This window comes from Streptomyces geranii, assembly GCF_002954775.1.
In the GTDB taxonomy this organism is placed as follows: Bacteria; Actinomycetota; Actinomycetes; order Streptomycetales; family Streptomycetaceae; genus Streptomyces; species Streptomyces geranii.
On record NZ_PJME01000031.1, the window covers coordinates 79,904 to 101,726 of the forward strand.

Here is a 21,823-nt window from a genome sequence, read left to right on the forward strand (position 1 = left end):
GTCCTTGTCCTGGTTGCTTCGCCTCCGTGGCTCAATGTGGAGGTTCGGTGAAGCGGTCCTGATAATCGCAGGCAGGTACGAATCGTGCACCGCTTTTGCCGTCTCGCGCATCGGGTGTTGTGCACTCGTTATGCCTGGACTATGCCTACGTCCCAGTCATCCCTTCCGTCCCCTTGTGTTCCGTCGGCGCGCAGACATGCTCATATGCTTCAGAATTCCCCTAAAATTGGGCATTCTTCGCATGTGGTGACCTTGGACGTACGGCCTCAGCTGCTCGACGCACTCTCCGCCCTCCGCGACCGTGTCGCCGCCGCCCGCTTCCGGCTGCCCCTGGCGGGAGCTCCACGCGCGCGTGCCAACCGCGACGAACTGCTCGCGCAACTCGACGACTACTTGGTGCCCCGACTGAGGGAACCTGAAGCGCCCTTGCTCGCCGTTGTCGGCGGCTCCACCGGGGCCGGCAAGTCGACCCTCGTCAACTCCCTTGTGGGACGCCGGGTCAGCGAGGCCGGCGTACTGCGCCCCACCACCAGGACACCGGTACTGGTCTGCCATCCCGAGGACCACCACTGGTTCAGCGGGATGCGCGTACTGCCCGACCTCACGCGCGTGTGGGTGCCCCAACAGGAGCCCGGCCGCGACTCCGACGACGAACTGCTGCTCCCCGGCGAGGACGGGGGCCGGGTGCTGCGCGTCGAGACCGCCGACAGCCTGCCGCGCGGACTCGCCCTCCTCGACGCCCCCGACATCGACTCCCTCGTCGCCGACAACCGCGTCCTCGCCGCCGAACTCATCTGCGCCGCCGACATCTGGATCATGGTCACGACGGCCGCCCGGTACGCCGACGCCGTCCCCTGGCACCTCCTGCGCACCGCGAAGGACTACCAGGCCACCCTCGTCACCGTCCTCGACCGGGTGCCCCACCAGGTGGTGTCCGAGGTGTCCCGGCAGTACGGCGCCCTCCTCACCAAGTCCGGCCTCGGCGACGTCCCCCGCTTCACCGTGCCCGAACTGCCCGAATCCGCCTGGGGTGGTGGGCTGCTTCCAGCCACCGCGGTCGCACCGCTGCGCGCCTGGCTCACCCAGCAGGCGCAGGACCCGGCAAGCCGCCAACAGGCCATGGCCCGTACGGCGTACGGCGTCCTCGACTCCCTCAAGTCCCGCATGCCCGAGCTGGCGAGCGCCGCCGCCGCCCAGTACTCCGCCGCCCTGCGCCTCACCGCCGCCGTCGACGGGGCCTACGACAGCGAGCACACGCGCGTACGGGGCCGGTTGCAGGCCGGTGCCGTACTCGCCGGGGACGCGCTGAAGCGGTGGCGTGCCTTCCCCCTGGACTGCACCGCGGGCGAACTCCTGGACGCCCTCGTGGAGAGCCTCTGCGCCCTCCTGCTCTGCTCCGTCACCGCCGCCGACGAACGCGTCGACGACACCTGGCGCCGCGAACCCGCCGCGGGCGCCCCGGAACTGACGACCCGCGACCCGTCCCAGGAGACCGCCGAACACCGCATCGGGATGGCCGTACGGCGGTGGCGGCGCGAGCTGGAGGAGTACGCCGAGGACGAGTTGCGCGACCTCGACCGGAGCGTCGCCCCGGACGTCGAGGCGGTCGCCGCACTCGTCGCCACCGCCCTGCTCGGCGGCCGACGGGCCCGCTCCGCCGGCGAGGGGCTCGCCGAACGCATCGGCGCCCACGGCGCCCTGCGGCTGCGCGACCGCGGCGGACGGCTCCTCGCCGAGCACCTGGACCGGGTCATGCACACCGAACGCGAGCGCCGCCTCGCCCCGCTCGACGCCCTCGACGTCCATCCGGAGCCGCAGGCCGAACTCATCGCCGCGCTGTCCGTACTGCAGAAGGAGAGGTGACCGCGGTGACCGCCGTCACTGACCAGGACCACCACGACACCTCGGCCGCCGAGAACGCACCTCCACAGGAGGTCCCTTCCGGCACCGACACGGCCGAGCAGAAGGAGGGGAGGGAAGAGAGGGAGGAGAGCGAGGAGAGGGCAGAGAAGGCCGAGGCCGAGGAGAAGGGCGGCCGGGCCGACGGCAGCGCGGACACGGCCCCCGAGGGCGGTGCCCCTGAGGAGGCCCCTTCCGACGCCGACGCCTCCGCCGCCGAAAGCGACGCCCACGCGCGCGTGGCGCGCGATCCCGGCTCCGCCGCCCCTGGAACCTCCTCCACCCCCTCAACCTCCTCCAGCCCTGCCCGTCACTCCACCCCCAAGACCCCCCACCCGGATTCCGACACCCCCGGCGCCTGGGACGACGGCCTCATCGCGCGCCGGGTCTCCGAGACCGACGGTCCCGCGCGCGAGACACGCGAGACGATCACCGAGCCCCGGATCACCAGCGCCCCCCAGCCCGTGATGCCCCTCGCGTACGACGGACAACTGCGCTCCCGCCTCGACGCGCTCCGCGAACTCGTCGGACTGTCCCGCACCCGGCTCGACAGCAGGACGCTCGCCGAGGCCGGCCGGGTCCTCGACGAGGCGGCGGCCCGGCGCAGGCTCTCCGGGCAGCACACCGTCGTCGCCATCGCGGGCGCCACCGGCAGCGGCAAGTCCCAGCTGTTCAACTCCCTCGCCGGAGTGCCCATCTCGGAGACCGGGGTCCGCCGTCCCACCACCTCCGCGCCCATCGCGTGCAGCTGGAACGACGGCGCGGCGACCCTCCTCGACCGCATCGGCATCCCGGGACGGCTGCGCAGACGCCCCCTGCAGAGCGCGGAGGCGGAGGCCCAGCTGCGCGGCCTGGTCCTGATCGACCTGCCCGACCACGACTCGGCGGCCGTCCAGCACCGTGAACAGGTGGACCGCGTACTGGCCCTGGTCGACGCGGTCATCTGGGTCGTCGACCCGGAGAAGTACGCCGACGCGGTCCTCCACGAGCGCTATCTGCGGCCCATGGCGGGCCACGCGGAGGTCATGTTCGTCGTCCTCAACCAGGTGGACCGGCTCCCCGGGGAAGCCGCCCACCAGGTCCTCGACGACCTGCGGCGACTGCTCGACGACGACGGCATCGCCCTGGGGGAGTACGGCGAACCGGGCGCCACCGTCATGGCGCTGTCCGCGCTCACCGGGGACGGCATCGCCGAACTGCGCGAGGCCCTCGGGCAGTTCGTGGGCGAACGCGGGGCCGCCGCCCGCCGGATCTCCGCCGACCTCGACGCCGCCGCCTGGGAACTGCGGCCCGTCTACGCCACCGGCCGGCGCACGGGGCTGAGCGAACGGGCCCGGGACGAGTTCGCCGACCGGCTCGCCGACGCCGTGGGCGCCACCGCAGCGGGCCAGGCCGCCGAACGCGCCTGGCTGCGCAACGCCAACCGCGCCTGCGGCACCCCCTGGCTGCGGCTGTGGCGCTGGTACCAGGACCGCCGCGAACCCTCCACCGGCCGGTTCGCCGTACGGACCCAGCCGGACGAGGAGGCCACGGCCCGGCAGCGGGTCGAGCAGGCGGTGCGTACGGTCGCGGAACGGGCGTCGGCCGGACTGCCCGCGCCCTGGGCGCTGGCGGTGCGCGAGGCGGCCGTACGCGGCTCCCAGGGCCTGCCCGAGGCGCTGGACGAGCTGGCGGCCCGCGCGGGGACGCCCTCGGGACGGCCGCCCCGGCCGGGCTGGTGGCCGGTCGCGGTGCTGGCGCAGGCCTCCATGACGCTCCTTCAGATCGTCGGCGGGCTGTGGCTGGTGGGCCAGATCGCCGGGTTCATGGCGCCGAACCTGGGCGTGCCGGTGCTGCTGATGTCGGTGGGCATCGTCGGCGGGCCGGGCGTCGAGTGGAGCTGCCGGCTGGCGGCGCGCGGCCCGGCCCGCCGGTACGGCCTGGAGGCGGAACGGCGGCTGCGGGAGGCGGCGGCCGGCTGCGGCCGGGCCCGGGTGCTGGATCCGCTGGCGGCCGAACTGCTGCGCTACCGCGAGGTGCGGGAACAGTACGGACGGGTGGTGGGGGCCCGGGCGGTGGTGGGGTGAGCGTGGGAGAACCGGCAGGTCACAGCGGTGGAACCCCGGAGGGGTGAGGCGGGGGAGGGAAGTGGATCACTCGGTCGGGTGACGGAGTTCTCCACAACCGGCCGGTGGTCCACAGGCCTCAGCGGGCCCGGCCCGGCGGATGCATTCTGGCTTCGCGGCGATCACGACGGACGTGGTCGACGCACCGGAAACATCCGTACGGGACGGGCCCGTGCGCGTATCCGCCCGGCGCGAGTGCGCCGGTGCCGGGAGGGGTGGCTCATATGAACGAGACGACTGTGTGCGTGGCGGGGAACGTGGCGACGCAGCCGGTGTACCGCGATCTGGCGTCGGGGGCGTCGGCCCGGTTCCGGGTCGCGGTGACCTCGCGCTACTGGGACCGCGAGAAGAACCTCTGGACGGACGGCCACACCAACTTCTTCACGGTGTGGGCGAAACGGGCGCTCGCGACGAACGTCGGGGCGTCCCTGACGGTCGGTGACCCGGTCATCGTGCAGGGCCGGTTGAAGGTGCGCACGGAGGTGCGCGACGGCCAGAGCTGGACCTCGGCGGACATCGACGCCGTGGCGATCGGCCACGACCTCGCCCGGGGCACGTCGGCGTTCCGGCGTTCGGCCGGAACCTCCAGGGGCGAGGCGGGAGCACCGGCCCGTCCCGAACCCGACTGGGAGACGCCGGTGACCGAGGAGGGGGCCGGGCAGCAGCGGGAGCCGGCGGTGGTGACATGACGTGACCGACCGTCGCCCGAGTGATCTTGGCGATAACGATTCCGAGTCGGATCGGTTGTCCGATGACACGACTGGGAAACGGGGTCCGCCCGCGTCCCTAGGATGCCGGGCATAGCTCACGGGGCTTCTGATGCTGCTGGTGGGACCGCACCCCCCACGTCAACGAGCCCTGTTCGAAGGGGAATCCTGTGTTTTCTTCGTTCTCCGCGCTGTCCGGGCGCGGGCGAGCGGCGGCGGCCCGGCTCGCCGCCGCGACGACGGTGTCCGGTCTCGCCCTCACCGGCGCGCTGGTCACCGCCGGTACGGCCGTCGCCGACAGCACTCCGCAGCAGCAGGGCGGGGCGACCGCCACCATAGGCGGGCTGAAGACGTACGGCGCGGCCGTCGTCCACGGCGAGGACGGGGACGAGCAGATCTCCGCGGGCCTGTTCGAGATGTCCGTCGACAACGGCGGCATGCTCCAGACGTACTGCGTCGACCTGCACAACCCGACGCAGAAGGACGCCAAGTACCAGGAGACGTCCTGGAGCGGCACCTCCCTGGTCGGCAACGAGGACGCGGGGAAGATCCGCTGGATCCTGCAGAACTCCTACCCGCAGGTGAACGACCTCGCGGCGCTCGCCGACCGGGCGGGTGCGGCCGGTCTCACCGAGCAGGACGCGGCGGCGGGCACCCAGGTGGCCATCTGGCGCTACTCGGACGGCGCCGACGTGGACGCCGTGGACCCGGCGGCCGAGAAGCTCGCGGACTACCTGGAGAAGAGCGCGCAGAACCTCGCCGAACCGGAGGGCTCGCTCACGCTCGACCCGCCCGCGGTCTCCGGCCACCCCGGCGAGCGGCTCGGACCGGTCACCGTGCGCACCGACGCGGACAGCGTCACGGTGATACCGCCCGCCGACGCCGCGACGAGCGGGGTGCGGGTCGTCGACCGGGACGGCAGACCGGTCACGTCCGCGGTCGACGGCGGCCAGGTCTTCTTCGAGGTGCCCGAGGACGCGCTGGACGGCTCGGCCGCCCTGAGCGTCCAGGCCTCGACCAGCGTGCCGGTCGGCCGGGCCTTCACCTCCGACAGCAGGAGCCAGACCCAGATCCTCGCCGGTTCCAGCGAGTCCACCGTCTCCGCGACGGCGACCGCGAACTGGGCGGCGACGGGCCCGGTCCCCGCGCTGTCGGCGCAGAAGAACTGCGCGAAGAACGGCGTGGACATCACGGCCGCCAACGAGGGCGACGAGGCGTTCACCTTCCGGCTGATGACCTTCGAGCACACCATCGGGGCCGGGGAGTCGCGGACGGTGACGATCCCGCTCCAGGAGGACCAGCCGTACGACTTCACGATCCAGGGGCCGAACGGCTTCGAGCAGCGCTTCACCGGCGTCCTCGACTGCGAGACCCAGGGCGAGGCGGGCGGCGACTCGGTCCAGACGCTCAGCGAACCGAGCCCGGCCCTGGCGGGCGACACGGCCGCCGAGGGCGTCAACCTGGCCGAGACCGGCGGCTCCAGCGCGACACCGATGATCGCCGGCATCGCGATCGTCCTGCTGGTGATCGGCGGCGGAGTGTTCCTCCTCGTCGGCAAGAAGGAACAGCACGGGACGGACGCCCGGCACCGGATGTGAGCGACGACGCACCTTGACAACTCAACAGTGTGTGACCGGAAGGTGACCCACTGGACCCAGCGGCCCCGGCCCGCCCTCCGGGCGCCCGGGGCCGCTGACGTACTCGTTTCCCCGCAGGGGTGGGGGTACGGCAAGATGGGGTGTATCCCACCACTGCCAGATTTCAAGCGCCGGACGGTTTCTCTTGGCTGAGTTCATTTACACCATGCGCAAGACGCGTAAGGCGCACGGCGACAAGGTGATCCTTGACGACGTGACGCTGAGCTTCCTGCCCGGCGCGAAGATCGGTGTGGTCGGCCCGAACGGTGCCGGTAAGTCCACCGTTCTCAAGATCATGGCGGGCCTTGAGCAGCCGTCCAACGGCGACGCCTTCCTGTCGCCCGGCTACACCGTCGGCATGCTCCTCCAGGAGCCCCCGCTCGACGAGTCCAAGACCGTCCTGCAGAACGTCCAGGACGGCGCCGCCGAGATCATGGGCAAGCTCAGGCGCTTCAACGAGGTCGCCGAACTCATGGCGACCGACTACTCGGACGCCCTGCTCGACGAGATGGGCAAGCTCCAGGAGGACCTCGACCACGCCAACGCGTGGGACCTGGACACCCAGCTCGAACAGGCCATGGACGCCCTGGGCTGCCCGCCCGGCGACTGGCCCGTCACCAACCTCTCCGGCGGTGAGCGCCGCCGCGTGGCGCTGTGCAAGCTGCTCCTTGAGGCCCCCGACCTGCTCCTCCTCGACGAGCCCACCAACCACCTGGACGCCGAGTCCGTGCAGTGGCTGGAGCAGCACCTCGCCAAGTACCCCGGCACCGTCGTCGCCGTGACCCACGACCGGTACTTCCTGGACAACGTGGCCGGCTGGATCCTGGAGCTGGACCGCGGTCGCGCGATCGGCTACGAGGGCAACTACTCGACGTACCTGGAGAGCAAGGCCTCCCGTCTCAAGGTCGAGGGCCAGAAGGACGCCAAGCGTGCGAAGCGTCTGAAGGAAGAACTCGAGTGGGTGCGGTCCAACGCCAAGGGACGGCAGGTCAAGTCCAAGGCGCGGCTCGCCCGTTACGAGGAGATGGCCGCCGAGGCGGACAAGATGCGGAAGCTGGACTTCGACGAGATCCAGATCCCGCCGGGCCCGCGGCTGGGCTCGATCGTCGTCGAGGTCACCAACCTCTCCAAGGGCTTCGGTGAGAAGCTCCTCATCGACGACCTGTCCTTCACCCTGCCGCGCAACGGCATCGTCGGCGTCATCGGCCCCAACGGCGCCGGCAAGACGACCCTCTTCAAGATGATCCAGGGTCTGGAGACGCCGGACTCCGGTTCGATCAAGGTCGGCGAGACCGTCAAGATCTCGTACGTCGACCAGAGCCGCGAGAACATCGACCCGAAGAAGACCCTCTGGGCCGTGGTCAGCGACGAGCTGGACTACATCAACGTCGGCCAGGTCGAGATGCCGTCCCGCGCGTACGTCTCCGCGTTCGGGTTCAAGGGCCCGGACCAGCAGAAGCCGGCCGGTGTCCTCTCCGGCGGTGAGCGCAACCGCCTCAACCTCGCGCTCACCCTCAAGCAGGGCGGCAACCTGCTGCTCCTCGACGAGCCGACGAACGACCTCGACGTCGAGACCCTGTCCTCGCTGGAGAACGCGCTCCTGGAGTTCCCGGGTGCCGCGGTGGTCGTCTCCCACGACCGGTGGTTCCTGGACCGGGTGGCGACGCACATCCTCGCCTACGAGGGCGAGTCCAAGTGGTTCTGGTTCGAGGGCAACTTCGAGTCCTACGAGAAGAACAAGATCGAGCGGCTCGGCGCCGACGCCGCCCGCCCGCACCGTGCCACCTACAAGAAGCTGACCCGGGGCTGATCTTGCGGCACATCTACCGCTGCCCGCTGCGCTGGGCGGACATGGACGCGTACGGCCACGTCAACAACGTGGTCTTCCTCCGCTATCTGGAGGAAGCCCGTATCGACTTCCTGTTCCGCCCGGACAAGGACTTCCAGCAGGGGTCGGTGGTGGCACGCCACGAGATCGACTACAAACGGCAGTTGGTCCACCGGCACACCCCGGTGGACATCGAGTTGTGGGTCACGCGGATAAGAGCGGCATCCTTCACGCTCACCTACGAGGTCAAGGACCCGGACCAGGTGTACGTCCGGGCCTCGACGGTCGTCGTGCCGTTCGACTTCGCGACCCAGCGCCCGCGCCGGATCACCTCCGAGGAACGCGAGTTCCTGGAGGAGTACATGGACCAGGGTGGCAAGGCCGACAAGGCCAACAAGGCTGCGGACGAGGACAGCGCCGACGAGGGCGGGGCCGTCGCCGCATGACGGTCCTGCACCTCGCCGACGAGGGAGAGGCGGCCGACGTCGCCGCCTTCCTCGGCAGGCTGCTCCACTACGACCGTGGAGCGGCGGTGCGCCTCCAGGCGACCGGAACAACGCTCGCCGTGTTCGGGCGGCCCCCGTCCTTCGAGGTGCTCGCCATCCGGGCCGCCCGCCTCGCCAAGCCGTACGAGAACGGTTTGGACGCCGCCCTCGACGTCACCGTGTCGGCCGGTGAACTCCTGGAGTCGGTGGACGAGTCCGCCGTCACCCTCACCGTCCCCGCCGCGGTGACCGGCCCGCCCTGGGCCGGCGTACTGCCCCCGCGCGGCGGCTGGCGCCCGGAGCCCGGCCTGCCCGCACCAGACGCCCTGCGTGCGATGGTGGCCGCCGGGGTCGCCGAATTCCGGTCCCGTACCGGGGAGTTGGCGCCCGAGCTGCGTACCCGCCCCGAACTCGACCGGATCGGGCGGGAGATCTGGACCCGGACGGTGGGGGCCACCCGTCTGCCCGTCCGGGCCGTGCACGCGGCACAGTCCCTGGGCTTCCTGCGCCCGGCGTCCTCCGGAGAGACGCCCCTCGCGCTCGTCTCCTCCGGGGCCTGGCTGCGGCTGCGCACCCTCTACGGCTCGATCGCCGTACGCCGGGCGGGACTCGGCGCGCTGGACGTCAGCGTCCGCTGAGACCCTCGCTGGCCGGTCAGCCCTCGGTGTTCACCATCGAGGCCGCCGCGTACGTCAGGTAGTTCCACAGGGTCCGCTCGTGCTCCTCGGAGAGACCCAGCTCCTCGACGGCGACCTTCATGTGCTTGAGCCACGCGTCGTGCGCGGCCCGGTCGACCGCGAAGGGCGCGTGGCGCATCCGCAGCCGGGGGTGGCCGCGGTTCTCGCTGTACGTCGTGGGGCCGCCCCAGTACTGGATCAGGAACAGCGTGAACCGGTCCTCGGCCGGGCCCAGGTCCTCCTCCGGATACATGGGCCGCAGCAGCGGGTCCTCGGCGACACCCTCGTAGAACCGGTGCACAAGGCGCCGGAAGGTCTCCTCGCCGCCGACCTGCTCGTAGAAGGTCTGCTCCTGAAGCGTGCCGCGCGGAATCTCTTTCACCTCACCATGGTCTCAGACGCGGGGACCGAGGTCTTCAGGCTTAGGACCACCCCTCCCGGACCCCCCTCCCCGCCCCCTCCCGTGCTCCCCCGGAACCACTCCGGCCGGTACCGGCGCTCGCGGCCCGGCCCGGGGCGCAGGACAGTGGACGTATGGGTGCGCACGCCGTCCACAAGGATCTCGACGATCTCGCCGCCGCGGCGCGGGCCGAGCTGGTGCGGGTCATCGGGGCGAGCGGGGCCTGGGACCGGGACCCGGTCTGGCGGGAGGCCTTCGCGGTGGTGCCCAGGCATCTGTTCGTGCCCTACTACTACGCCGGTGCCGTGGGCGGGCAGCAGCGGCTGTGGAGCGGGAGCCCCGATCCGCGTGCCCGGGAGCGGTGGGTGCGCGGTGCCTACGCGGACGTGCCGCTCGCGACCCGGATGCGTGACGGCGAGCTGCTCTCCTCCAGCAGCCAGCCCTCGCTGATGGCCGCGATGCTCACCGAGCTGGCGGTCGAGGACGGCCACCACGTCCTGGAGGTCGGCGCCGGTACGGGCTACAACGCGGCGCTGCTCTCCCACCGGCTCGGGGGTGACTGCGTCACGACGGTCGATCTGGACCCGGAGATCACCGAGTCGGCCCGCCGGCATCTGGCCGCCGCCGGGTATCACCCGCTCGTCGTCACCGGGGACGGTACTCGCGGAGTGCCCGAGCGGGCCCCCTACGACCGGATCATCGCGACCTGCACGCTCACCAGGGTCCCGCGCGCCTGGCTCGCCCAGTGCCGCCCGGGTGCCCGTGTCCTGACGCCGTTCGCCACCGGGCTGGCCGCCCTCACGGTCCACGACGCCGACCACGCGGAGGGGCGCTTCCTGCACACGGCCGCCTACTTCGTGCCGCTGCGGGGCGGCATCCGGCCGGACGCCGAGGTCCCGCACCTGGGCGCGCTGCCGCGCCGGACGCGCGAGCACGAGCTGTTCCGGTTCCTGCTCGCGCTCACCCGGGGCAGCCTGGACCCGCAGGAGGCGTACGCGCTGTGGGAGCGCGAGGACCGGCCCGTACGGGAGCGGTACGGGATCACGGTCGACGGCGACCGGGAGTGGGCCTGGCTCGACGGACCCGCGGGTCCGTACGCCTGGCCCCTCCCCACGGCCTAGGTACTAACCCCGGCGGATCGTGATCGTCGTCCATGCGCCCACGTGCACCCGGTCGCCGTCCTGGAGGGGGACGGGGACGAAGGGCTGGATGGGCTCCTCGGAGTTGTTGACCGTCGTGCCGTTCGTCGAGTTCTGGTCGACGACCGCCCAGCTGCCGTCGGGCTGCTGGACCAGCACCGCGTGCTGGTGCGAGACGCCCGGGTCCTCCGGCGGCACCGCCAGGTCGATGTCCGGGGACTCGCCCGTGGAGTGGCGGCGGCGGCCGATGGTGATCTGGTTGCCGGTGAGCGCGCGCTGCTGCTCGGGCGAGTACGCGGGCAGGTTCAGGCCCGCCGCCTCGGGGCCGGAGCGCTGCATCATCGCCATGAAGTACTCGCGGTCCGGGCCGATCGTCGCCGACCAGGACAGCGGGCGCTGCTGGCCGTAGCCGCCGCCGGGCGGGGCCTGGGTGACGCCGGGCTGCGGATAGCCGTAGCCGCCCTGCTGCGGGGGCGGGGGGCCGCTCGGGCCGCCGGACGGCGGGGAGATCACCCAGTCGTCGTCACCGCCGAAGCCGCCGCCCTGCTGCGGGCCGCCGCGACGGCCCGTCTCCTGCGGGAACGCGGGCGGGGAGGGCGGGGAGTGCGGACCGGACGGCTGGAACGCCTGCGGGGCGCCACCGGGCCCGCCATAGCCATCGGGACCTCCCTGCGGCGGGTAGCCTTGCGGGCCGCCGGAGGTGGGCGGGTACCCCTGGGATCCACCCGGTCCGTTGTTGGGCGGGTAGCCCTGCGGACCGCCGGCGGAGGTGCCGCCGGGGCCACCGGGCACGCCCGGGGTGGGACCGGGCGGCGGGGGCACGGGACGGGACGGGTCGCCGCCGAAGGGCGGGATCGGCTCGGCGGGGCGGTTCATCTGCGACGGGCGCGAACTCTGGTAGTCGTAGCCGTCACCGCCGCCGTAGGACGGTCCGGGCGGCGGGGGCTGGTAGCGCTGCTGGCCGGGGCCCGCGCCGACGGGACCTCCGCCGTAGCCCTGGCCGGGGCCGGGCGCGGGCGGGCGCGGGGCGGCCGGGGTGTACGAGGTCGCCGTGTTCGTCAGGAAGTTCCACCGGCACTCCTCGCAGAACGGAGCGCCCCCCTCACGCGGGGTGCGGCACTGCGGGCACAGCTCCGGCTCGGAGTCCGGTACGGCGGACAGGTGCGAGCGGCTGCCCGGGGCACCCGTGGCGGAACCGGGCGGCGGGTAGCCGTATCCGGGCGCCGGGGGTGGCGGCGGGGGCGGGGGCACGGCACCGGCCATGCGGTGACCGCAGACCTCGCACCAGTCGTCGGAACCCGACTGGTGTCCGTTCGGGCAGGTCGGCATGTCGGCGCTTCCCCCTCTCCTCTTAGCTACGGTTTGTTCGGTTACTTCTTTACACGAACAGTCTTTGTGGACCGTGTTTCGAGCGTCATCTCGTCGGCCTCTTCGACCTTCGCCTTCAGTCGCACAGTACCTGCCGCGGCGTCGACCACGTCCACCACCTTCGCAAGCAGTTTCGCAGTATCCGCGTTTCCGGAGGCGCTGGCGAGCTGAACGGCCCGTCCCAGCTTGGCCGTTGCCCCGTCGACATCGCCCGCTTTGCGGGCATCCAGCCCCTGCTGGATGACCTGTGCCAGTTCGGCCTGACCTGTGTAGTGCGCGACCTGGGGGTTGATCGACGTCGAGGCCGCCATGTCGTCGGTCCACACGGCCCGTACGAGGCCCTGCGCGCCGAGGTTCTGGGCGCTGCCGTCGGGCTGCGGGATCACCAGGGAGACCCGGGCGGCCAGCATCTCCTGGCCGAGGTTCGCCGAGGGCACCTCGACGCACACGTGGTAGTCGCGGGACTCGTCGCCCCAGGAGCCGGTGGGGTAGTCGCCCGCGCGGGGGCCCGCCTCGGTGCGGCGGTCGGTCAACTCCTCGACGGTGGGCGCCACTTGCTTGACGAACTTGATCTCCGTGCCGACCGGGGTCCACAGCCGCAGGGCGACGTCCGCGACCTCCTTGCCCATGGCCGTCTCCATCATCCGCGTGAAGTCGGCGGCGAGACCGGCCGGGTCGGCGACGATGTCGGCGGTGCCGAGGAGCGCGGAGGCGATCCCGGTGACCTCCTTGACCTCCCAGTCGGTGCCCACGCCACGCGCGTCACAGGTGAAGCGGCCGGCGCAGGAGTCCAGGGCGGCCTTCAGGTCCTCCGCGGACTCGTGTTCGTTGCGGCCGTCGGTCAGCAGGATGCCGTGCCGGATCGCGACGTCCGCCGAGGACAGGAGGCGGTCGGCCAGACGCAGCCAGGTGCCGATGGCGGTGCCGCCGCCCGCGCTCAGCCGGCGCAGCGCCTGCTTGGCCTGCTCGCGGGTGGTCGCGTCGGCGACCGCGAGCCGCCCGGCGCCCGGATAGACCTCCCTGGCGAGGTGTGTGCCGTCGATCACCGTGAAGTGCACGCCGTCGCGCACCGCGTCGATCGCGGCGGCCGTAGCCTCCCGGGCGCCGCGCATCTTGGTCGGCGGGTAGTCCATCGAGCCCGAGCAGTCGACCATGATCGCCACGGCCGCGTCCGGGCCCTGGCCGGGTGAGTAGAGATGAGGTGCCGCGACGGCGGTGCCGACCGTGCCGCCGCCGGTGGCGGTGACCGTCACGATCGCGCTGACCTCACGGCCGCCCTCGGGCAGGTACTCGTTCTGGTAGACGTCGACCGAGAACTGCGGCACGTTCGACTTGGAGAAATTGGCCATGCGTGCTTCGCTCCCCCTCGAAAACCCCACATCCGTGGAGCAATGACTGTATGCGGACCAGTCCCCTCCGGTCCTCCTGAGGCCACCCCGTGTCAGTGCCCTCAGGCCGATCCTGCCCCCTGCGAGGGGGCCGGGAACGGCACGACGGCCACTGTTACGTTGTCGTGGCCCCCGCCGTCCAGCGCGTGGCCGACCAGGACCCGGGCGGCGTGCAGTGGGCGCGCGGAGGCGTCCGGCGGGAGAATCTCGGCCAGCTCCTCCGCCGCCTCCGCGTAGTTCCACAGTCCGTCCGTGCACACCACCACTACACCTGGCCGGTCCGGCTTGAAGGAAGCGGTGTGCGGCTCCAGTTCGTACGCGTCCGCGCCGAGCCAGCCCGTGATGGCGTGGGCGCGCTCGTCGGCGTACGCCTCCGCCTCGTTCATCAGGCCCGCGGCGACCATCTGCGCGGCCCACGAGTCGTCCTCGGTGAGCCGGGCGGGGGCGGTGGAGCGGTCCAGCGGGACCCAGTAGGCGCGGCTGTCGCCGACCCAGCCGACGACCAGCAGGGTCGGGGTGACGATCGAGCCGACCAGGGTGCAGGCCGGGGAGTTGTGGTGCGGGGTGTGCTCGCGGGCCCCGGCGGGCTCGTCCGCCAGCGCGTTCACGGCGTGCGAGGCCGCGATGATCGCCTCGTGCATCGCCTGCTGCGGGTGCGTGCCCAGGGGCAGCGCCGCCATCAGCGAGTCCCCGGCCGCGCGGGACGCGGCGAGCGAGGCCTCGTCGGGGCGGGTCGCCGAGGAGACGCCGTCGCAGACGATCGCGACCAGCGCGGGCGCGCGGTCGGGCAGCGTGGTGTGGGAGATCGCGTACGCGTCCTCGTTGCGGTGGTGGCGCAGGCCCCGGTCGGTGACCGCGGCGAGCGGGCCGACCTCGTCCTCCATGTGGTCGCGCTCACGCGGCTGGGCGTGCCCGCAGTTCTCGCAGTAGCCGTCGTGGTCGACCCGGCCCACGCGGCAGGCCACGCACACCTTGGTGCCGGCCGGCGGCGTCGAGGAGCCGGAGGGGCGCGGGGCGGGCGCCTGCAGCGGGTACTCGTCGGGCTCGCCGGACCGGCGGTCGAACCGGACGCCGGTGGCCGGGGACACCGGCGAGCCCGTGGGCGGCAGGTCGGGCACCGGCGGCGGGCCGGGCACGAGCGGCGTCTCGCCCGAGTCGGCGCCCTGGAGATCGGTCGCCAGGTGCACCGGCGCCGGGGTGCCGGTGCTGCTGGTCTCGGGGGCGCGGGGCCAGTCCACGGAAGCGGCCTCCGAAGGCGGGAGCTGGGCGGCGAGCGCCCCGCTCAGGGTGAGCGTGGGGGAGTCGCCGGGGCGCGGGGGCACGGCCGACAGGTCGTACCCGCACGCGCCGCAGAACCGGTCGCCGGAGTCGAGCGGCTCCTCGCAGCTCGGGCACCGGGACAGGGCCGTCGGCTGGGACGACTGGGGTGGCTGGGGCATCTGCGACATCAACTACACCCACGTCCGGGGGCGGTAACGGTTGGCTCGTTCCACCAGGTCGATCCTCTCCTCGCCGCCTGCCGCGAGCCGGGCCAGCGTCCGGTACGAACGCTCGAGCCCGAAGCGCAGACCACGCTCGTCCAGGTCGCTGCCGAGCAGCACCCGCCCCCCGACGGCCGGAGGGGCGGAAGCCTGGTCCTGGGAGAGTATCCAGTCCAGCGCGCAGCCGAGGACTTCCGTCGACAGCCGCTCCCGCCGGACCGCGTCCAGGCCGTAGCCGCCGAGCGCCTCCACCTGCCCGGCGGACGCGACCAGATCGTCCAGGAAGGGCGCGTCACCGGGTGCGGCGGTCCGCTGCCGCAGCCGGGCCCGTACGGCCGCCACGCGGGCCGCCGTGTAGTGGATGGACGCCTCCGGGACCGACTCCAGCGTTCGCACCGCGCTGCGGCGGTCGCCCGCCGCCAGCTGGACGCGGGCCAGGCCGAACGCGGCGCTCACATAGCTCGGGTCGGTCGTCCACACCAGCCGGTAGTACTCGGCGGCGTTGTCCAGCTGCCCGAGCACCTCCGCGCACAGCCCGAGGGCCAGCTTGGGCGGGCTCTCGCCCGGGAAGGCGTCGTAGATCGCGTCGAAGGACAGCGCGGCGCCCTCGTGGTCGCCCGTCACCAGCGCGGCCACGCCCTGGTACCAGACCAGCCGCCAGTCGTCGGGCCGCTCCGCCTCCAGCTCGACCAGCGCCTGCAGCGCGGGCGCCGAGTCGCCGTTCTCCAGCTGGGCCCGGACCCGGCGCAGCCGGGTCTCGGTCGACTGCGCCGGGACCACCGCGAGCGCGGCGATCAGCTCACCGGCCGCCGAGGCCATCAGCCCCGCCAGGAAGCCCGCGTTGGGGTCCGTCGGGTCGACCCGGGGCACGGGCAGCGCGAGCGAGGCGGCACCGGCGTCGACGGCCTTGACGAGCCGCGGGGTGCCGGTGAGCGCCCTGGTGGCACCGCCGAGGGCCGGAGCGGCCGACACCGGGGACTTGCGGCCCGGCGTCACCACGCGCGCGCCCAGCCGCGACACGTCGCCGTCCAGCGTCCCGAACAGCTCCGTGTCCGTGACCTTCAGCTCGGGCCCGAACAGCGTCGACAGCGCGGGCCTGGAGCGGCCCGTCTGGAGCGACACGACCTCGCGCAGTACGCCCGTCAGCTGCTCGGACATCTCCTGCGCGGACGCGAACCTGCGGGCCGGGTCGGGGTCGGTGGCGCGGACCAGCAGCCGGTAGAAGGACTCGTACTGGCGGAAGACCTCGATGTGGTCGGGGTCGGGCAGGGAGTCCACGAACACGTTCGTGTAGCCCTGGAAGTCGAAGGTCATCACGGCGAGCGTGCGCGCGACCGTGTACAGGTCGGACGCCACCGACGGGCCGACCTCGGCCACCTCGGGGGCCTGGTAGCCGACCGTGCCGTAGATCGCCGACTCGTCGTCGTCCATCCTGCGGACGGCGCCCATGTCGATCAGCTTCAGCTGGTCCTCGGTCTGGATCGCGTTGTCGACCTTGAAGTCGCAGTACAGCAGATTGCGGCTGTGCAGATGACCGAGGGCCTCCAGCGCCTCGATGCCGTACGCGCACGCCTGCTCCACCGGCAGCGGGTCCCGCTTGCCGCCCGCGGTACGGCGGTCGTTGGCGATCTCCTTCAGCGACTTGCCGCCGACGTACTCCATGACGATGTAGCCGTCGAGCGAGCCCGTGCGCTGGTCGAGGTGCTCCACGAAGTTGTAGATCCGCACGATGTTGGCGTGCTCGATCTCCGCGAGGAAGCGCCGCTCGGAGATCGCGGCGGCCATCGCGTCCTGGTCGCCGGTGTCCAGCAGGCCCTTGAGGACCACCCAGCGGTCGGACACCGCCCGGTCCACGGCGAGATAGACCCAGCCGAGGCCGCCGTGCGCGAGACAGCCCACCACCTCGTACTGGCCGTGCACGATGTCGGCGGTCTGCAGCTTCGGCACGAACGAATACGGGTGCCCGCACTTCGTGCAGAACCCCTCCGTGCGCCCCGGCCGGCCCTCGCCGCGCGCGCGGCCCACCGGCGCCCCGCAGTCGGAGCGCGAGCAGAACCGCTTGCGCTCGGGCACCTCCGGGTTCTCCAGCACCATCGCGCGCGGGTCGGGCCGCGGCACCCCGGGCACCTCGACCAGGCCCGCGCCGAGCCGCCCGCGCCCGGTGGACCCGGCGGTCGACCCGGAGCTGCGCACCGACACCGAACGGCCCGTCGACTTCCCCGACAGGGCCCGCGACAGCCGGCCCGAGACCGAGCGGCGGGACTGCGAGGAACGGGAGGAAGCACGGGAGGACGCCCGCGAGGAGGCGCGGGAGCTGGACGAGGACGAACTGCCGCGCCCGGAGCCCCGTTTGCCGCTCCCGGTGACCCCGGTGGGCGGTGAACCGACCATGCCACCGGCGGACACCACCGGCGCGAGCCCGCACATGTCGCAGTACAGCTCACCGCCGCCCATGTCCTCGTAACTGCCCTCGCAGTCGGGCCGCTGGCAGTTCTGCCGCTCCGTCCCGGTCTCGCTCATCAGTAGTCCCCCCTCCGGTCACTGGGCCCGGCCTGGCCGGGCACCCGCGGGCCGCCGAAGAACTCGGCGGCGGCCTGCTGGTAACGCAGCACGGCCTGTTCCGCGACCCGCAGGTCGCAGGGCGCGCTCCACAGCATGCGGCGCGCGGCGTCGTAGCGCTCGATCAGCAGCGGGTCCTCCGCGAGACCGTGCCTGGCCACCTTCGCCTTGTACGCGTCGAGCCGGCCGCGCAGCTCCGCGCGGACCGCCAGCGGCTGCGTGACCGCCGTCAACGACTCGCGGGCGCGCAGCAGTTCGTCCTCCGCCTTCGCCTCCAGCGACTCAAGGAGCGGCGACAGACGGTGCCACTGGGCGTGTCTGCGGTACTCGGCGGCCATCGACAGCTGCTCCTGCAGCGCCGTCGGCGGGCCGCTCACCGCGGGCACCTCGGAGGCGGCGATCTTCGCCAGCACCTCCCCGCGCGCGCTGCGCGCCTCGGCGAGCGTGCGGTCCGCGCGCGACAGCGTGTCGCGCAGCCTCAGGAGCCGCGCCTCCGCGTCCTGCCGGACCGTGAGGACGGCGTCGATCTCCCGGCGCACGTCCTCCAGGGCGCGCGCCTCACGGTCGTACACCGTGGTGTCCGGACGGCCGCCGCCGGGCGCCGAACTGCCCTGCGCGGGCAGCCAGAAGGCCAGCGGGTCGGAGATCACCCGCTCGCGCAGGCTCGTCAGCGTGCGCGTGATGCGCTCCAGGTCGTCGCCCGCCGGGTGCTCGCCGGGGCGGACGCCCACCGAGTGCGCCAGCTGGCGGGTGCGCTGCAGCTCCGCGGCCAGTAAATCTATCCGCGCGGGCAGGGCCGACCAGACCGCGTCGGAGGTGACGACCATGTCCAGCGAGGTCGCGTACAGCTCGTTCATCCGCTCCACCAGGGCGGCCAGCGAGTACGCCTGACTGAGCCGGCCGGTGCCGTGCAGGGTCGGCGCGTTGGCCGTCGCCGTCGCGCTGCCCGCGACCGTGACGCACTCGCCGCGCAGCAGTTCCGTCAGCTCCACCAGGTCCTCGCGGCTGGACCAGCGGCGGCGCGAGCGGATGTCACGGGCGGAGCGCAACGCGTCCGTGTACGCGTCGAAGTACGCCCACAACAGCGTGATCGACGCCTCCGCGGACGTCCAGCGCTCCTTGGTCGTGCCGGTGAGTTCGGCGCCTTCGAGGAGTCTGCGGCCCGCGTGGTCCTGGAGGGCGAGGAGCGAGGTCTCGATGGCCTCGTGCTCCGCGCCGAGCCGCGCCAGCGCACGGTCCACCTCGTCCCGGTCCATCACCGGCCCGGTGGCTCCCGTGACGCCCATCGATCACCTCGACTAGTCGGCCCTGCGGTCGGTTGGTTGGTTGGCTGACCTTCACTTGTAGATCGGCTTCGGCGGATCCGCCGACTGCGAGTCCCTGCCCAGCGTGGGCGACAGCCACTTGTCGTACGACTTCTGCCAGCTGTCGTCCGCGATGTACTGCTCCAGTATGCGATTGACCCGGGCGGCCAGGTCGGTCGCACCCTTCTTCACCGCGACGCCGTAGTACTCCTTGGTGAACGTCTTGCCCTTCAGCTCCACCGTCGGGTCCTGCGCCGCCTGGCTCGCGGCGAGCGCGCCGTCGGTCACCACGGCGTCCACCTGGCCGAGTTGGAGCCGGACGAGGCAGTCGAGCTGGTTGGGGACCCTCGTACTGATGTCGGCGGAGACGGCCGGAACCCTGCCCGCCGCCTTGTCGTCCTCCAGCTTGTCCAGCGCCGTGGAGCCCCTGGCCGAGCAGATCCGCTTGCCGGACAGCGTCTTGTCGTACCCGTCGATCGAGGAGTTCCTCGGCGCGAGGACCTGCTGTCCGGTGAGGAAGTACGGGGCGGAGAACGCCACGTCCTGCAGCCTGGCGCAACTGATCGTCATCGTACGGACGATCATGTCGACGCGGCCGGCCTTGATCGCCGGGATGCGCTGGTCGGTCGGGATGGCCTTGAACTGGACCGCGTTCTCGTCGCCGAGGATGTCCTTCGCTATCCGGTGCACCAGGTCGATGTCGAAGCCCTCCAGCTCCGCGCCCCGGCCGCCGTTCGGATCGCGGTAGCCCCAGCGGTAGCTGTTCTGGTCGACGCCGACGATCAGCTTGCGGTCGTCGCCCGTACGGGCCTTGATCGCCTCGATTGTTTTGCCGTCGTCGCCGGACGGGAACGGGCTCTGGTCCTGCGCGTTCCCGCAGTCCTCCGCGGCCCGGGCCTGGATGCCCTCGGCGACGCCCTGGCCGCCCGTGCCCGTACTGCCGTCGCCGTGCGACTGGGTCAGGGGGAGCAGCAGTGCAAAGGCCACCGCGAGGGCGCAGACGGCCGCCATCGCCCCGACCCCGCCCCAGCCCCGCAGCCCGGCCCGCAGTGTCCGCAGCCCGGCCCGCAGGAACCGGAGACCGGTGCGCGGACCCCGCGACAGTCGCTGTGCGTCCATCCTCACGCCCCCTTCCGTCGCCCTCATCGCCCGAACTCCCTTGCCGCCGCACTCCCTTGTACCGCGTCGTACCGCATCTCTACCGTGCCGGACCGCATCAGCGGTACTCCGACAGCCTGCGCCCGATGCCGAGCACCGCGCCCGCCGCGCCCAGCACGGCGAGGGCCGCCGCGCCCAGCGGGAGGCCGGTCATCGCGGACCGGCCGTCGGTGGCCGCCTGGCGGAACTCCGTCTGCTCATGGCCGATCGCCGTCTTCAGCGCCGTGTCCACGTTGTCGAAGCACTCGCCGGTGGGCTTCTTGTCCTTGTCCCCTATGACCCGGTCGAGGGCCAGCTGGAAGTCGCCCGACTTGTACGCGGTCTGCGCCGCGACGTGGCGCTCCTGCCACTCCTTCATGCCGCCGACGGCCGAGGTGACCGGCTTCTTGCCCGTGGCGTCGTCGGCGAGCCGCTCGGCCTCGGCGAGGCCCTTGCCGAGCGTGCTCATGTCCGTCTCGAAGGCGTAGTCGTAGGTGTCGACGACCTTGCCGCTGTCCAGTTCCTTCGTCTCGGCGCCGCGCGCCACCAACGTCAGGTTCTCGTTGCCCCGCGCCTTGAGGGAGGCGATCCGGGCGTCGTGCAGGACGTTCAGCGAGCGGATGCCGTGGTCGTAGGAGTCGTTGAGGCCCGAGCGGGCGAAGGTCTGCCCGGCGACCAGCCACAGCAGGACGACCGTCGCGGTGGCCGTCGCCGCCACCAGACCGTGGTTCAGCACCCGGTTGGTCCGCCGGTAGTTGCGCCGCTGGGCCCAGACCAGGGCGCCGAGCACGACGACACCGAGTCCGATCGCCGCCCAGGGGTACGAGGTCGCGTCCGCGTAGTCCGAGCGCAGCCGCTGGTTCTCCCTGGCGTAGAGCTTCTCCGCCTGGGGGAGCATCTGCTGCTGCATCGTGTCGTTGGCCAGCCGCAGGTAGGAGCCGCCGACCGGGAAGCCCAGCCGGTTGTTGGCGCGGGCCCGCTCGATGTAGCCGGTGTACTCCGACAGCAGCTCGTTGAGCTTGGTGATGGTGGCCGCCGACGGCGAGTCCGGGTCGGAGTTGGTCGCGGCGTCGGAGAGCTTGGCGGCGGCGGTGCGGATGTCCTTCTGGTACCGCTCGCGCGAGGTCGCCGTCTCGTCACCGCCGGCCAGGAACCCGCTGGAGGCGGCCGTGTTGGCGTCGGCGAGGGAGCTGTAGATGTCCGCGGCTGCCGAACTGAGCGGCTGGCTGTTGTGCAGCACGTCGTCGGCGGCGGACGAACGGTCGGCCATCTGCCAGGCGGTGACCGCGCCGAACGCGACGACGAGCGCGGCGAGCAGGGCGCCGATGATCCGCAGCCGCCCCGGCTCGGTGGTCGCGGCGGCCCGCAACTGGTCGACGCCCTCGGCGAACGCCGTACGGCGCGGGGGCTCGGGGACACCGGGGGCGGAACCCGCGCCCGCCTGCGCCGGAACTGCGGGCAGGGGCGGGGTGGCGGACGCGCCTGCCGCCCCCACCGCGCCGGGCGTACCCGGCGAGTTGGGCGCCGCTGGTGCCGCACTGCTCGTGGATGTCACTGTGACCTCCCCCATGGTCATCCGTCACCGCCAGTATCGCCCCCGGCACCGACAATCCGCACCGGCCTTCACTGGATCTTGATCGGATCGCAGCGCGGACGCGTTGTGGCGCAGTGCGGGGGTGCTGTACCGGGGCGCGCTGCGATGTATTCGG

Annotated in this window: 16 protein-coding genes; 8 read left to right on the forward strand and 8 right to left on the reverse strand. The window is 72.4% G+C overall.

Annotation, left to right across the window (positions count from 1 at the left end; all coding sequences use genetic code 11):
- The first annotated feature begins 243 nt into the window (after positions 1-243).
- From CW359_RS29605 to CW359_RS29635, 7 genes are all read left to right on the forward strand, one after another.
- Complete coding sequence (locus CW359_RS29605; protein ID WP_105973246.1) at positions 244-1,863, forward strand: dynamin family protein; 1,620 nt, start codon at positions 244-246, stop codon at positions 1,861-1,863.
- Positions 1,864-1,868: 5 nt separating this feature from the next.
- Positions 1,869-3,965, forward strand: coding sequence for a YfjP family GTPase (locus CW359_RS29610; protein WP_105973273.1), 2,097 nt, complete (start codon positions 1,869-1,871; stop codon positions 3,963-3,965).
- 263 nt (positions 3,966-4,228) lie between these two features.
- Positions 4,229-4,693: a single-stranded DNA-binding protein gene (locus CW359_RS29615; protein WP_105973247.1), complete on the forward strand. Its 465-nt coding sequence runs from the start codon at positions 4,229-4,231 to the stop codon at positions 4,691-4,693.
- A 188-nt stretch (positions 4,694-4,881) separates the two neighbouring features.
- A complete protein-coding gene (locus tag CW359_RS29620) occupies positions 4,882-6,309 on the forward strand; it encodes a Cys-Gln thioester bond-forming surface protein (RefSeq protein WP_105973248.1) in 1,428 nt (475 codons plus the stop codon).
- Between the two features lie 184 nt (positions 6,310-6,493).
- Positions 6,494-8,158 carry an energy-dependent translational throttle protein EttA gene (gene ettA, locus CW359_RS29625; RefSeq protein ID WP_105973249.1) on the forward strand — a complete coding sequence of 555 codons (1,665 nt, stop codon included), beginning with the start codon at positions 6,494-6,496 and terminating at the stop codon, positions 8,156-8,158.
- A gap of 2 nt (positions 8,159-8,160) precedes the next feature.
- Positions 8,161-8,622: an acyl-CoA thioesterase gene (locus CW359_RS29630; RefSeq protein WP_105973250.1), complete on the forward strand. Its 462-nt coding sequence runs from the start codon at positions 8,161-8,163 to the stop codon at positions 8,620-8,622.
- The gene (locus CW359_RS29635) at positions 8,619-9,299 is read left to right on the forward strand and encodes a DUF8185 domain-containing protein (protein WP_105973251.1); all 681 of its coding nucleotides are present in this window, start codon (positions 8,619-8,621) and stop codon (positions 9,297-9,299) included. The genes CW359_RS29630 and CW359_RS29635 overlap by 4 nt, the downstream gene beginning before the upstream one ends.
- A gap of 16 nt (positions 9,300-9,315) precedes the next feature.
- Here the strand turns inward: CW359_RS29635 and CW359_RS29640 are convergent, their stop codons facing one another.
- Entirely contained in the window at positions 9,316-9,720 is a 405-nt protein-coding gene (locus CW359_RS29640; RefSeq protein ID WP_105973252.1) for a globin, read from the reverse strand.
- Positions 9,721-9,872: 152 nt separating this feature from the next.
- Here CW359_RS29640 and CW359_RS29645 point away from each other — a divergent pair, with 152 nt between their 5' ends.
- On the forward strand, positions 9,873-10,859 hold the full coding sequence (locus CW359_RS29645) for a methyltransferase domain-containing protein (protein WP_105973253.1): 987 nt from the start codon (positions 9,873-9,875) through the stop codon (positions 10,857-10,859).
- A 3-nt stretch (positions 10,860-10,862) separates the two neighbouring features.
- Here CW359_RS29645 and CW359_RS29650 read toward each other — a convergent pair whose 3' ends face one another.
- From CW359_RS29650 to CW359_RS29680, 7 genes are all read right to left on the reverse strand, one after another.
- The gene (locus CW359_RS29650; protein WP_105973254.1) at positions 10,863-12,206 is read right to left on the reverse strand and encodes an FHA domain-containing protein; all 1,344 of its coding nucleotides are present in this window, start codon (positions 12,204-12,206) and stop codon (positions 10,863-10,865) included.
- A 41-nt stretch (positions 12,207-12,247) separates the two neighbouring features.
- A complete protein-coding gene (locus CW359_RS29655; RefSeq protein WP_105973255.1) occupies positions 12,248-13,594 on the reverse strand; it encodes a vWA domain-containing protein in 1,347 nt (448 codons plus the stop codon).
- Between the two features lie 101 nt (positions 13,595-13,695).
- Positions 13,696-15,084 carry a PP2C family protein-serine/threonine phosphatase gene (locus tag CW359_RS29660; protein ID WP_408647531.1) on the reverse strand — a complete coding sequence of 463 codons (1,389 nt, stop codon included), beginning with the start codon at positions 15,082-15,084 and terminating at the stop codon, positions 13,696-13,698.
- Entirely contained in the window at positions 15,085-17,634 is a 2,550-nt protein-coding gene (locus CW359_RS29665) for a serine/threonine-protein kinase (protein ID WP_105973256.1), read from the reverse strand. It lies immediately after the preceding gene.
- On the reverse strand, positions 17,634-18,959 hold the full coding sequence (locus CW359_RS29670; protein WP_105973257.1) for a hypothetical protein: 1,326 nt from the start codon (positions 18,957-18,959) through the stop codon (positions 17,634-17,636). Before CW359_RS29670 ends, CW359_RS29665 begins: the two co-directional genes overlap by 1 nt.
- Before the next feature lie 51 nt (positions 18,960-19,010).
- On the reverse strand, positions 19,011-19,988 hold the full coding sequence (locus CW359_RS29675; RefSeq protein ID WP_232838659.1) for a glutamate ABC transporter substrate-binding protein: 978 nt from the start codon (positions 19,986-19,988) through the stop codon (positions 19,011-19,013).
- A gap of 205 nt (positions 19,989-20,193) precedes the next feature.
- Complete coding sequence (locus CW359_RS29680) at positions 20,194-21,684, reverse strand: hypothetical protein (RefSeq protein WP_232838658.1); 1,491 nt, start codon at positions 21,682-21,684, stop codon at positions 20,194-20,196.
- Between the last annotated feature and the right edge of the window lie 139 nt (positions 21,685-21,823).